The sequence below is a fragment of the Nocardia sp. NPDC051030 genome (assembly GCF_040683015.1).
Lineage (GTDB): Bacteria > Actinomycetota > Actinomycetes > Mycobacteriales > Mycobacteriaceae > Nocardia.
Genome location: NZ_JBFBCD010000003.1, coordinates 130,950 through 144,998, shown reverse-complemented (window position 1 = coordinate 144,998; position 14,049 = coordinate 130,950). Strand labels below are relative to the sequence as shown.

At 66.1% G+C, this 14,049-nt stretch carries 9 protein-coding genes; 2 read left to right on the top strand and 7 right to left on the bottom strand.

Annotated features, from left to right (window positions below):
* Positions 1–415: 415 nt before the first annotated feature.
* The 3 genes from AB0N05_RS09720 to AB0N05_RS09710 form a co-directional block, all read right to left on the bottom strand.
* On the bottom strand, positions 416–1,024 hold the full coding sequence (locus tag AB0N05_RS09720; protein WP_364690060.1) for a (2Fe-2S)-binding protein: 609 nt from the start codon (positions 1,022–1,024) through the stop codon (positions 416–418).
* Positions 1,025–1,442: 418 nt separating this feature from the next.
* Positions 1,443–3,665 carry a bifunctional SulP family inorganic anion transporter/carbonic anhydrase gene (locus tag AB0N05_RS09715; RefSeq protein WP_364690057.1) on the bottom strand — a complete coding sequence of 741 codons (2,223 nt, stop codon included), beginning with the start codon at positions 3,663–3,665 and terminating at the stop codon, positions 1,443–1,445.
* A 207-nt stretch (positions 3,666–3,872) separates the two neighbouring features.
* On the bottom strand, positions 3,873–6,104 hold the full coding sequence (locus AB0N05_RS09710) for a SulP family inorganic anion transporter (protein WP_364690054.1): 2,232 nt from the start codon (positions 6,102–6,104) through the stop codon (positions 3,873–3,875).
* 461 nt (positions 6,105–6,565) lie between these two features.
* On the opposite strand from AB0N05_RS09710, the gene AB0N05_RS09705 reads away from it, so the two are divergent.
* Both AB0N05_RS09705 and AB0N05_RS09700 read left to right on the top strand, forming a co-directional pair.
* A complete protein-coding gene (locus AB0N05_RS09705; protein ID WP_364690052.1) occupies positions 6,566–7,801 on the top strand; it encodes a glycosyltransferase family 4 protein in 1,236 nt (411 codons plus the stop codon).
* Between the two features lie 56 nt (positions 7,802–7,857).
* Positions 7,858–9,897, top strand: a complete 2,040-nt coding sequence (locus AB0N05_RS09700) for a glycogen debranching N-terminal domain-containing protein (RefSeq protein WP_364692241.1) — start codon at positions 7,858–7,860, stop codon at positions 9,895–9,897.
* A 9-nt stretch (positions 9,898–9,906) separates the two neighbouring features.
* Here AB0N05_RS09700 and AB0N05_RS09695 read toward each other — a convergent pair whose 3' ends face one another.
* From AB0N05_RS09695 to AB0N05_RS09680, 4 genes are all read right to left on the bottom strand, one after another.
* A complete protein-coding gene (locus AB0N05_RS09695) occupies positions 9,907–11,979 on the bottom strand; it encodes a protein kinase (protein WP_364690050.1) in 2,073 nt (690 codons plus the stop codon).
* A 183-nt stretch (positions 11,980–12,162) separates the two neighbouring features.
* A complete protein-coding gene (locus AB0N05_RS09690; protein WP_364690048.1) occupies positions 12,163–12,894 on the bottom strand; it encodes a DJ-1/PfpI family protein in 732 nt (243 codons plus the stop codon).
* 15 nt (positions 12,895–12,909) lie between these two features.
* The gene (locus AB0N05_RS09685) at positions 12,910–13,908 is read right to left on the bottom strand and encodes a GlxA family transcriptional regulator (RefSeq protein WP_364690046.1); all 999 of its coding nucleotides are present in this window, start codon (positions 13,906–13,908) and stop codon (positions 12,910–12,912) included.
* Between the two features lie 2 nt (positions 13,909–13,910).
* Entirely contained in the window at positions 13,911–14,048 is a 138-nt protein-coding gene (locus AB0N05_RS09680; RefSeq protein WP_364690043.1) for a hypothetical protein, read from the bottom strand.
* Position 14,049 lies beyond the last annotated feature (1 nt).

Below are 14,049 nucleotides of genomic sequence, written 5' to 3'. Positions count from 1 at the left end.
TGGTCCTGCGGGCAGATACGTGGGGAGGGTTCCCCACTATCACGGCCGGTCACGCTCGCCATACTCCGCGAAACGCTTTACTCCGGCGCGCACCATGCTATCGGCACCGAGGTGGCCGCGCGCCGATGGACCGGCCCCGCCGCGTCGCCACCCCGCCCGGCCGCACAGGTCGCACCCGCGACACCGGGGCCGACCTCGGGTTATGCAGCCACAGGTGACATCGCGTCGCTCAACACCGGCGGCGGACCCCGGCCTGCCGACCTCTTCGGCAGTGGCAGGTCATCCGGCGTCGACCACCGCAGACATCGGTCTCATCGACTGCGCGAATCACCTCAGCTACCGCGCGAATCACCTCATCGGCCATGCGAATCACTCTGCGGCGCACAGCGGATGCCGGTGGGCAGCGGCGAAATCCTCAGCCGCGGGCCGCCAACTCCGCCAGCAGCATTTCCCGCTCTGCCGCAGGACGTTTCGGACAGCTCGTGCACATCTCGCACCCCGGCACCTCGAACACCAGGCAGCAGGAGATGCGGCGCACGAAGGTCCGGCCACCGAAATCGGCGAATCGAGGCACCGGTAGCCGCCCGGCCACCTCCCGAGCCAGCCTGGCCCCGGCCTCTTGATCGCCACTGTCCAAGGCCCGATTGCCCACGGCATCAGCCACGATCGCCCACAGTGACGCCACTCCGGCCCCGGATACCTCGGCGACCATGGGAATCACTCGCGACAGGGTCTGCCGCAGCGCATGCCCGGCGGGGGAAGCGACACAACAGGAATTCGCCGTCGCGGTCCCGCAGCACGAGTCTCCGGCATCCGACTGATTCACATCCAGCCCGAATTCCGCCACCCCCTGCGTCAGCGCGGAGAAATGCGCGTCATCCGCCGAACCCATAGCGGGCAGCACCCGCTCGACGCCGCCATCGGGCCGAATCTCCAGCGCAATGTGCTCGAGCGTCGGATCCATGGCGGCCCGCCCGGTCGCGAAGGCGGTAACAATCGGATTCACCAGCGACGACGCGGCCATACACCACCACAAAGTCCCGGAAACCCGACTATCCCCAGTCCCCCAAGAAATGCCCATCTCGGCGATCCGCTCCCCCAGCCACTGCTCCCGCAACAGCTCGGTTCCCGGCACGACGGCCATCGAAACAGGGGGCTCCGCAACCATTTCCATTCGACTCCGATCCGGCCGACACAAGGCTTCCACCAACCACAATGTCACGATCCGCGCCAGCGTAGGCCGCCCACCTCACCGAGCGTTCAATAGTGCAGACGACACGCCGGAACACCCTCCACCATCACACACCCGGCAGAACATGCCCGGCCCCAACTGTCGATACACCGCGACGAGCATGCAATGGCTGGGGCAAAGCCCGAGTGGGGCCTCAGCCATTGCATGCTCGTCAACAAAGGGGGCGGAGTCTGGCCACCCACTACCAATCTCAGGGCATTGCTGCGGCCAGGGCCGATAGGTCGGCGTCGGCGATTTCCGCGATGCCGTCGGCCGTTACTTCCAGGACTCGGGCGGAGCCGATGTCGAAGAAGAGGCCGGATACCGTGATTCCGCGGGACAGGACGGCATTCCGGATTACCGGATGTGCTCGCAGGACTTCCAGCTGCACTGCCACATTGACCATGCTGAGCTGGTCGACCACACCGAATCCGGCGGCTGCGGCTGCGGCTGCCACGGGGTGGTGACCGGAACGGAAACGGTCCAGGCTGGGCCGTCCGTGGGCAAGCCAGGCACCGAGACCTCCCCCGGAACCGGTGGGTGCACCCGCGACCAGAGCATTCATTGCCCCACAGGAGGAATGGCCGCAGACCACCACGTTGTCCACTTCCAGCTCATCCAATGCGAAGGCCAGGGCGGCCTCGATCGAGTTGTCCCGCCCACCCGAGGGCACCAGGTTTCCGACATTGCGGACCGTGAACAGGTCGCCGGGCCCGCTATTGGTGATGACGTTCGGGACGATGCGGGAGTCGGCGCAGGTAATGAACAGCGAGTGCGGATTTTGTCCGTCACGTAGCTCGTCCATATGCGGGCGCACCACATGCGCATTGCGCCGGTGGTAGGCGGCCACACCCTTGGTGATGGGATCGCCATCATTGCCGTCGCGCCACGGGCGCAGGACGTCGTCGAGCAGGCCCCGCGCCCGTCCGCGCACGGGCGGTCCGGTCAGGGCAGCCGCCATGTGAGCGGTGCCGAGCTCGACGTATTCGACTGTGCCACCGGTGGTTTCATGCTGGGTGGCCCAGTCGTGAATGGCCTCGTAGGCGGCGTGATCGAGGAAGTCCACGCTCATTTCGACCAGCACACCGGTTCCCTCGGGGACCTTCGCCAGTTCCGAGGACAGCTTGGGCAGCGCCAGGAATGTGCAGGTGCCGTCGATGGTGACCAGCCAGCGGTCGGTTCCGACCACGGGTCCGGCCGACACCACGACCCGCACCACGCGCCACAGCAGCAGCGCGAAGGCCAGCAGCAGGCCGATGAGCACGCCTTCCAGGAGGTTCAGGAAGACGACCGACACCACGGTGACGGCGTAGACGGCCAGATCGCCCGTGCGCCGGGCCAATCGGATGTGGGCGAGCTTCACCAGCTGGATGCCGACGACAATCAGCAGCCCGGCCAGCGCCGATTTCGGGATCTGCTGCACGACCGAGGCCAGGGCCACCGCGAACACCAGGATCCAAATGCCGTGCAGGAAGGCCGAAGCGCGGGTGCGCGCACCGGCCTGCACATTGGTGGCGCTGCGCACGATCACGCCGGTGACGGGCAGGCCGCCGAGCAGTCCGGAGGTCATATTCGCCGCGCCCTGCGCGACGAGCTCCCGATCGAAGTTGGTGCGCGGCCCGGTGTGCATCTTGTCGACGGCGACCGCCGACAACAGGCTCTCCACACTGGCGATGAGCGCGATGGTCAGTGCCGCGAGTGCCACGGCTCCCCAGCCTCCACTGGGAATCTGCGGCAGCCCGATGGCGTCGAACAGCGAGCCGCTCAACACGATTCGCTCCGGATTGCCGGGCAGCACCAGCGCCAGCACGGTGCCCACCAGTACGGCGACCAGCGGTCCGGGCAGCATCTTGAGCTTGCCGGGCACATACTTCCAGCTCAGCATGATGGCGATGACCACCACGCCGACAATGAAGTCGTCACCGTGGATATTGGCGAGTTCACCGGGCAGCTGAATCAGGTTCTGGTAGGCCGAGCTGTGCGAAGCCCCGCCGAGCAGCACATGCAATTGCTGCAGGGCGATGGTGATGCCGATACCGGCGAGCATGGCATGCACGACCACCGGGGCAATGGCCAGGGCGGCGCGCGCGATACGGCTCAGGCCGAACAGGATTTGCAGCAGACCGGCTGCGACGGTGATGAAACAGGCTGTCTTCCAGCCGAATTGGTTGATGGTCTCGGCGACGACCACGGTCAGACCGGCGGCGGGACCGCTGACCTGCAATGGCGACCCGCCGAGCAGGCCCACCACCACGCCTCCGACGACCGCGGCGATGAGACCGGCGGCAATGGGCGCGCCGGAGGCGACCGCAATGCCGAGGGACAGTGGCAGTGCGACCAGGAAGACGACGATTGATGCGGGAAGATCGTGGCGCAGCACGGAATTGAGCCGGCCATCGAATCTACCTGGCGGTGAATCGGTGTCGATCGACATATTCGCTCCTTCATCCGAGGCATTGCGCCTCGGAAGAGAACATGTGCGTAGGGGCATCGAAAATTGCTGTGGACACCATTGGCCACAGACTCACCGGACGAGCTCAGGCCAGGCTAGAAGTAAAGACTTAGCAAAGGCTGAGAAAAGCTGGGCCACAATGTAAAACGGGCGTGAATCTTTGCAGATTCACGCCCGGTACTGCACAAATCACGCAGGTAATGCCTCGACGGGGTGGCCCACGTCATCAATCTCGGCGATCCCGTCGACCGTGACCTCCACCACACGAGCGCTCGTGATATCGAAGAACAGGCCCGAGAGCACCACGCCCCGTTCCTCGACCCCGCGCCGCACCACCGGATGTGCGTGGAGCGCCTCCAGCTGCACCGCCACATTCACCATGCCCAGCTGATCCACCGGACCGAAACCGGCGGCAGCCGCTGCCGAGGCCACCGGATGACCCAACCGGTAGCGGGTCAGGCTCGGCCGGGCATGCGCCAGCCAATTGTCGAGATCGGATCCGGTCACCGCCTCCGAATGCAAGGCCTCCATCGCGCCGCAGCCGGAATGCCCACACACCACCACCGAGCGCACATCCAGCTTGTCGAGCGCGTAGATGAGCGCGGCCTCCATGGACGCGTCCTGTCCGCCCGTCGGAATCAGATTGCCGACATTGCGCACGGTGAACAGATCGCCCGGACCGCTATTGGTAATGACATTCGGGACGATGCGGGAATCGGCGCAGGTGACGAAGAGCGAATCCGGTTCCTGCCCATCGCGCAGCACACCCAGGTGCGGTCGCATCACATGCGCGTGACTGCGGTTGTAGGCGGCGACGCCCGCCACGATCGGAGACACGTCCGCGCCGGTGCGCCGCCATGGACCCAGCACCTCATTGAGCATGTGCCGGGAGTGCCCGCGCGCGGGCGGGCCGTCGGTGGCATCGGCCATGCGCGCGGAGCCCATTTCCACGAATTCGACTGTGCCGCCGTCGGATCGGTGCTCGCACACCCACTCCTGAATGGCGTCGTAGGCGGCGTGGTCGAGGAAGTCGACCATCATCTCGATGGTCACGTCCGCGCCGGTGGGCACCTTGGCCAGTTCGGCGGACAGCTTCGGCAGCGCCAGGAAGGTGAAGGTGCCGTCCACGGTGATCCGCCAGCGCGCGGGCTCGACCGCCTCGGCCACCACGCTCACCCGCACCACCCGCCACAGCAGCAGCGCGAAGGCCAGTGCGAGACCAACCAGCATGCCCAGCAAGAGATTCCAGAACACCACCACGACCACGGTGGCGGCGTACACCACCAGGTCGCCGGTGCGCTGCGCCCGCCGAATGTGGGCCAGCTTGATCAGCTGGATGCCGACCACGATGAGCAGGCCCGCCAGCGCCGCCTTCGGAATCTGGCGCACCACGCCGACCAGCGCCACCGAGAACAGCAGAATCCACAAGCCCTGCAACATGGTCGAGGCCCGGCTCTGCGCTCCGGCCTTCACATTGGTGATGCTGCGCACGATGACCGCCGCGACGGGCAGGCCGCCGATCATGCCGGACACCATATTGGCCGCGCCCTGGCCGATCAGCTCACGATCCAAATCGGTTCGGCGCGTGGAGTTCTGCCGCATCCGGTCGACCGCGACGGCCGATAGTAGGGTCTCCACGCTGGCGATCAGCGCGATGGTCACCGCCATGAGCGCGACCGTGGCCCAGCCGCCGTGCGGAACCTGCGGCAGCCGCAGCTCTTCGAGCAGCGTGCCATTGAGCACGATGTGCTCCACCGTGGTCGGCAGCACCGCCGCCAGCAGCGTCGCCACCACCACCGCGACCAGCGGGGCGGGCACGCGTTTGATCGGCGCGGGCACTCGCCGCCAGCCGACCAGGATGGCGATGACGAGCAGGCCGAGGAACAGATCGCCGGGATGCACCGAGCGCAACTGCTCCGGCAGGCCCACGATGCTGTCCCAGGATGAGCTCAGCGAATTGCCGCCGACCAGGACGTGCACCTGTTGCAGGGCGATCACCACGCCGATTCCGGCGAGCATGGCGTGCACCACGACCGGTGCGATGGCCAGCGCGCCGCGCGCGATCCGGCTCAATCCGAACAGGATCTGCAATCCGCCCGCGAGGACGGTGATGAAACAGGTTGCGGCCCAGCCGAATTGATTGATCGATTCGGCGACGACCACGGTGAGACTGGCCGTCGGTCCGCTGACTTGTAAGGCCGAGCCGCCGACCAGGGCGGCGACCACGCCACCCACCACGGCGGCAATGAGCCCGGCGGCGACCGGCGCACCGGCGGCCACGGCAATGCCGATGGACAACGGCAGGGAGACGAGAAAAACCACTACGGAAGCGGGCAGATCGCGGCGCATCAGATCCGCGAGCCCGGGCAGTTGTCCCTTCATGAGCGACGTCCGTGGAGGCTGATCGGTGTCGGTGGACATATTTCTCCTTCGCCGGAGCGGCAGCGCCGTCCGGTTCATCGGTCAACATGTACTGGCATCGAGAGCGAGCGGCGGGCGTAGCTGTGTCAGCACGACGCTTTGATGTCTGGCGAAGAACGGGGGTAATCGTAAAGACAATGCAAAGACCATGGAAAGGGTTTGCGGCAGTTGGGGCGAACCGCTACCAAACTGTGATCTAGGCCACTCCGCGAAACGAGGGCCGAACGCCTCCGGAACAAGCGTCCAAGTGGGGGAATCGGGCGATCGACTCATCCTTCGACAAAGGGGCAATCGCACCGGTCAGAAGTGCCAAAAGTAGCCGGGAGGAGGTTCGATAACCATCCCGTCACGAATCCTGGTTACCCGTTCTCATTCGCTTGAAGCGCGTTCGAGGACGTGCCACGGTGAAGAAGTTTTCGATCGGCATTCAAAAACATTCGACCTCGACTGAGGAGTATGGAATGACTATCGGACACTCGGATGACGCCTTCTCCGATTCCGTTTGCGATCTGTTGTCGATTCCCGTGGCCGACCGCCCCGCACCCGCCCCCGATCGGCAGTTGCACATCGTGCTGGTGGCTCCGCCCTATTTCGATGTACCGCCGTCGGGTTATGGCGGCGTGGAGGCCGTCGTGGCCTCGCTCGCGGATGAGCTCGTGGCTCGCGGACGTCGGGTTACGCTGCTCGGCGCGGGCCGGGCGGGAACGAAGGCCCGGTTCATCCGGGTGTGGGACGAACCGCAGAGCGCCAAGCTCGGCGAGCCCTATCCCGAGATCGTGCACGCCATGAAGGTGTGGCGAATTATCGAACGATTGCACCGGGAAGATCCGATCGATATCGTCCACGACCACACGTTCGCGGGCCCGCTCAATGCGGCGGGATACCGGATGCTGGGGATACCGGCCATCGCCACCGTCCATGGTCCGGTCGACGCCGAAATGTGTGACTATTACCGGGCATTCGACCGCAATATGAAACTCGTGGCCATCAGCGACCGGCAGCGCGAATTGGCCCCGGACCTGAATTGGATTGGCCGCGTGCACAATGCGATCAATCCCGAGGAATGGCCGTTCCATACCGAGAAAATGGATTACGCGCTGTTCCTGGGCCGCTACGCCCCATACAAGGGTCCCGATGTGGCATTGCGGGCCGCGCACGCCGCCGGTATCCGGCTGATTCTGGCCGGTAAGTGCAATGAACCGGCCGAGAAGGCGTACTTCGCAGAGCATGTCGAGCCCCTGCTGACCGCCACCGACGATGTGTTCGGCGAGGCCGACGCCATTGCCAAGCGGCAGCTGCTGGCGGGCGCGAAATGCATGTTGTTCCCGATCAGCTGGGATGAGCCGTTCGGCATTGTCATGATCGAGGCGATGGTGTGCGGCACACCGGTGGTCGCCTTGCGTGGCGGCGCGGTCGCGGAGGTCATCGAGCACGGGGTGACCGGCTTCATCTGCGACCATCCCGACGAGTTGCCGGACGCCATCGCCCGCGTCGGCGAGATCGACCCGCACGCCTGCCGCCGCCGGGTCGAGGAACTGTTCGCCACCGATCGTTTCGCCGCAGGGTATGACGCGGTCTATCGGCAGGCGGTTCTCACCGGCATCGATTCCGGGCGTTCCATCGGCCGCCATCGCCGGGCGACCATGGTGCCGTCGCTGAGCCGCAAGTCCGGCGGCACGGTCCGGAGCGCTTGGTGAGTGTGTTCAATGCGGGCCCCCCGGCCGCGATCAGCGGCCGGGGTGGCGTCGTCACCATGGTCGAGGCGAGCACCTTCTGCCTGTCCGATCCGCTCGGCGATATTCATTCGGGTACGTCGCACGGGCTGTTCTATCGGGATGCGCGGGTGCTCGACCGGTGGGAGTTGCAGCTGGACGGCCGTGCGCCGGAACAGCTTTCGGTCATGTTGCCGGAGGCGTTCCGGGCCCGGTTCGTCGGGCGCAAGCATCCGGCGCCGGGCGTCGCCGACGCCACGGTGCTGATCGTGCGACGCCGGATGATCGGCAATGGCATGCGGGAGTCCATCACCATCCAGAATCTGGGCGACGAGGACACGGCCATGACGGTCACGCTCGGTGTGGACTCCGATTTCGCGGATCTGTTCGCGGTCAAGGAGGGTCGCGCGGGCAGTGGCGGGTGTGAACTCAGCGCCACCGAGAGCGCATTGCATCTGATCGACCGCAATGATCCGGGGCGCGGGCTCACCATCACCGCGGACGGCCACCCCGTCATCCACCCCGGATCGCTGCGTTGGCGGATTGTAGTGCCACGGCACGGCAGCTGGCGGACGGTGGTGCAGTGCCAGCCGGTGCTCGAGCATCGCATTGTGCCGATGAACCTCGACAATGACGATCAGGACAATCCCACCAATAAGATTCGGGCGTGGCGGGCCAGCGCCACCAGCCTCGCCGCGGGCGGGGTCAATCTCACCGCCATCCTGCAACGCACCGAGAGCGATCTCGGTGCGCTGCGCATGGACGATCCGGACGAGCAGACCTCCTATGTGGCCGCGGGCGCGCCCTGGTTCATGGCGCTCTTCGGGCGCGACAGCCTGCTCACCTCCTGGATGGCGCTGCTGCTGGACTCCGACCTGGCCCTGGGCACGTTGCGTCAGCTCGCGAAACTGCAAGGCGCACAGGTGGATCCGATGACCGAGGAGGAGCCCGGCCGGATCATGCACGAAATGCGACACGGCCCTGGCGGCGAAAGAGTGCTCGGCGGGTCCGTCTACTACGGCAGCGTGGACGCGACACCGCTATTCGTGATGCTGCTCGCCGAATGCAGGCGCTGGGGCGTGGACGCGGAGGCCATCACCGAACTGCTGCCCGCCGCGGACGCGGCACTCGGCTGGATCGACGACTACGGCGATGCCGACGGCGACGGATTCGTCGAGTACCGGCGCAAAACCGATAAGGGACTGGCCAATCAGGGATGGAAGGACAGTTGGGACGCGATCAGCTTCGCCGACGGCCGCCTCGCCGAACCGCCCATCGCGCTGTGTGAGGTGCAGGGGTATGTGTATGCCGCGCGGCTCGGCAGGGCCGATATCGCCGCGGCGTATGGCGATCACGCCACCGCGGATCGGTTGCGTGCACAGGCCGCGGAGTTGAAACATCGCTTCGACGAAGCCTTTTGGCTCCCGGAGCGGGGGTGGTACGCGCTCGGGCTCGATGCCTCCAAACGCCCGATCGACGCGCTCTCCAGCAATACCGCCCACTGCCTGTGGACCGGCATTGTCGAGGACACGCGTGCGGCGACCCTCATCGAACGCCTCGGCAACTCCGATATGGACAGCGGATTCGGTTTGCGCACAATGTCTTCCGCCATGCATCGCTTCAATCCCATGGGCTACCACACCGGTTCGATCTGGCCGCACGATACCGCCATCGCGATCGCCGGTCTGCTGCGCTACCGGCATATCCCGGGCGCTGTGGAACTTGCCGAACGCCTCGCGAGCGGTCTCCTCGAAGCCGTCCACGAATTCGGTTCGCGCCCACCGGAACTCTTCTGCGGCTTCGCCCGCACCGACTTCAACGCGCCCATCCCCTACCCCACCTCCTGCTCACCTCAGGCGTGGTCCAGCGCCGCGCCGTTGCTGCTGATGCGCTCGTTCCTGGGACTGGATCCCGATGTCCCGCAACGCACTCTGACGCTGGCCGCCCAGATCCCGCAGCGCGCGGGCCGCGTTCGCCTCGCCGATCTGCGGCTGGGACCGGCAACGGTGACCATCGAAGCCGAAGGCGCGACGGTCAAAGTGGAAGGCCTGCCATCGGACTGGAAGCTCATCCAATCCTGACCGGAGCCGTCAGCGGTTGTACTTGAACACCGACACCACATTGTCGTTGCTGACATAGAGGAAACTCTGGTCCAGCACCATTCCATGCGATGTGCCGGGGATGTCGATCTCCGCGTACGAGGTGGGCTTGTCCGGATCTATGGCGGAGACGATGTCATGGTCGCCGCGCTTGACATTGACGAGCGCTCCCCACGTGCTGCCGACGATAAGTTTTGTCTCGGAAGTTATCTCGGTTCCGGGCGGTGGAGCCACCCGGGTGGAGACAGTCTTCGCATACGGATCGATCACCGCCACCGTGCCATCGCTCAGCAGGACATATGGCGTCTTGCGGAAGGGATCGACAGCCACCCGCACGCCTTCGATATCCATACTCGCCGTCACTGTCCGGCTGACCGGATCGATCCAGTGCAGCTGCTTCTCGGTGAGCACGAGGATGGTGTGGTCGTCGGTATCGACCGCGATATCCCGGATGGAACCGGGCAGGGCCACGGTCCCCTCGGCGAAGGACTCGGTGCTGAAGAATCGGAGTCCGGCCGCATTGTCCGTGATCAGCAGGCGGCTACCCGGGTCGAACGCGGCGTGGGTCGCGACGAATGGGATATTGCTCTTGACGTTGTGCCCGAACGGATTCAATACCGTGAGCGTGCTGCCATCGAGCACGATCAGGTCGTTCACGTCGGCGAACAGGTACGTCGGGAATACGTTGCCGGTCTTGAAGGAATCATTGACGGCCTGCTTGGCCGGATCGATCCGAGAGATCGTGCAGTCATTGGCATTGCTACTCGCCCCGACATACACCGACAGCCCGGAGACATCGACGGCCAGCGGTTCCGGATACTGCCCCACATTCTCGATCGTCGCGACAAGCTGCACCGACGGCCCCGCCGATGACGATGATCGAGGCCAGCGCCACACCACGATGGCTGCCACGACGAGGACGGTGAGCACAATGAGCGCCGACCGAATCATGGTGCGGGACAATCGCTTGCGACCGATCGGGGATGGCTTTACGACCGATTGCGGCGGGGGTGGCTTTTCGACCGATAGCGGCGGGGATGGCCTTTCGTCCTCTTGCGGCATGGGCGCGCCCAGCGCCTGGCTGATGGCGTTCTGATGCCACACTTCGAAGCCGGGGAACGGCGGTTCCGGCGGATCGACTGCCGGACTGTCCAATTGCGTCGCCTCCATCGACACTTCCCTGGGTTGCGTGATGTCGGTCGCCGCGCTGTGCTGTTGCGTCGCCTCGATTACCGGGCCACTCGGTCGCGTTGGATCGAGTGCATCCCGCGCGGCAGCGCACAACTCACCCGCGGTCGCATATCGGGCACCGGGATCCTTGGCAAGTCCGCGGGCGAGGACGGCATCGAGCACGGGCGGCACCGAGGGCCGAATTCGACTGGGCGGCAGTGGCATTGCCGCTAGGTGGGCGGCGATCTGCTGTTCGATCCGGGGTTGCGAGAACGGGCCGATGCCGGTCAGGCATTCGTACAGAACGCACGCGAGCGCGTAGACATCCGCGCGGGCATCGACCGGGCCGCCGCCGAACCGTTCGGGGGCCATGTAGGCGATGGTTCCGATGGCCTGGCCCGTGGTGGTCAGGTAGGTGTCGTCGGCGGTGCGGGAGATGCCGAAGTCTATGAGGTAGACGAAGTCTCGCGCGGTGATGAGCACATTCGATGGTTTGATATCGCGGTGCAGGATCCCGTGTGAGTGGGCGTCGTCGAGCGCGGCGGCCACCTGCTCGGCAATGACCACCGACCGTTCAGGAGTCAGCGCCCCGGTCCCCCGCAGCAGCTCCTGCAGATTGCCCCCGGCCACCAGGCGCATGTCCAGGAACAACTGGCCGTCGATCTCGCCGAAGGTGTGAATCGGCACCACGTGCGGGTCGGTCAACCGTGATACCGCATTCGCCTCGCGCCGGAAGCGCGCCCGGAACATGCTGTCCCCCGCGAGCTGTCGAGGCAGCAACTTGAGCGCCACGGCCCGCTCGGTGGCAGTGTCATACGCCTCGAACACCTGCCCCATGCCGCCCTCGCCCAGCAGCCGCCGCAGCTGGTAGGGCCCGAAAACCGCACCCTCCATCCCGATCTCCTCCCGCCACGACACGACAACCGTAGCGGCGCGGCGCACTGCCCGCCCGACAGTCGAGCAGATCGGAGCGGAACCATCATGATCAAGGAGCACTGGTGGCGGGAATCGGGGTGATTCCGCGCCATGAGTGCTCCCTGATCTTGATTTCGCTCGGCCGCAGCGAGGGAGGAGCGATCAGCGCTTGGCGGCGGCGCGGTCTCGGATGCGGTTGAGGGTGAGGCGCCACATTGTGGTGGCGACGTCGAGGGGGACTCGGGGGGTGGCGGCGCGTTTGGCCATGTCCAGCTTGGCCTTGCGGAGGAGGTCGGCGGGGGCCTTGTCGGGGTGGCCGGTGTCGTAGGGCGGGTGCGGGTCGTATTCGATGCCCAACTGCGTCAGCTGCGCGAACTCCTCGCCCGCGATCTCGCCGACCAGCCACAGGCCCAGGTCGATACCGGCGGAAACGCCTGCGGCGGTGACGATTTTGCCGCTGCGGACGACTCGCTCATGGGGGCGTGACTCGGCGCCGAAGGCGGCCAGGGCGGGCTGGGCGGCCCAATGGGTGGTGGCGGGGTGGCCGCGCAGGATGTCCGCGGCGGCCAGGATCAGGGCTCCGCTGCATACCGAGGTGGTCCACTGGGTTTTCGGGTGGACGGCGCGCAGCCATTCGATGAGTTCGCCATTGGCCATGGCTTCGGTGGTGGAGGCCTCGGAGCCCGGTACCAGTACCAGGTCGGGTGCGGGCGTCTCGGCGAAGGTGTGGGTTGCACCAAGGACGAGTACACCGCTGTCGGAGACTATGGGGCCGACTTCATTGGAGACGAAACGCAATTCGCTGTCGGGCAGGTTGCGGATCACCTCGTACGGGCCGATCGCGTCCAGGACTGTCATTCCCGGATATAGCACGATCGCGATCTGGAAGGTCATGGGGCACTCTCTCTTTCAGTAGCGGGTGAAGCGGGCGCGGTATTCACCGGGCGCAATACCCAAGTGGCGGTGGAAGAGTCGATACAGGGTCTCGGGACTGCCCAGTCCGACCGCGGCCGCGACCCGATCCAGGGGTTGATCGGTGGTCTCCAGCAGTCGTCGCGCGGCCCCGATGCGCACGCGCTCGACATACCGCGCGGGCGTTGTACCCGTTTCGTCGGCGAAGACGCGGGAGAAGTGGCGGGTGCTCATCCCCACGTGTTCGGCCAGCGCCGCCAGCGACAGGTCGCCCGCCGCGTTCTCTTCCAGCCACACCTGAAGCGCGCGTAGCGAATCGCGTTTCGGCGTCTGTGCCGCGATGGGTGCGCTGAACTGGCTCTGCCCGCCGGGCCGATGCAGGTACACCACGAGCCAGCGCGCAATCTCCCGCGCCAGGTCGGGGCCGTGATCGGCGGCCACGATGGCCAGGGCGAGGTCGATTCCCGCGGTCACCCCGGCCGAGGTCCACACCCGCCCGTCGCGGACATAGATGCGATCGGGTTCGACCCGGACGCCGGGATACGACTGGGCCAGCAATTCCCCACCGGCCCAATGTGTGGTGGCCCGGCGGCCGTCCAGCAGTCCGGCGGCCGCGAGCAGGATGGTTCCCGAACACACCGACCCCACGCGGTCCGCATGTTCGGCGGCCTGGCGCACCGCCCCGACCATGACAGAGTCCTGGCTCGCGTCCCAGGCCGCGAACCCGCCCGCGATCAGCAGCGTATCCACCGGCTCCGACCAGCTCTCGAGGTCGCGCGTGGCCAGCACCTCGATCCCGCACGCCGAGCGCACCGGCCCGGCCCGAAGGGCCGCGACCTCGACCCGATACCCCGGATTCGCCCCCAGCGCCGCGGCACCGGCGAACACATCGGAGGGCCCGGCGAGATCAAGGAGCTGAAACCCGTCGAAGATCACCATGAGCACCACCCGCATGCCCCCAGCCTGCGGGTTCACCGGCCATGGCGTCAATGACACGACTATTGCAGATCCAGCCATCCGCGACCGATGAGTCGCAGGCCGTCCCGCGCATTGATCCGGAACCCGCTCGCACCGGTGGCCGCGAGGGCGAGAACCAGGATCGGCAAGAACCAGGGAATGGCCTGCTTCAGAGTCACG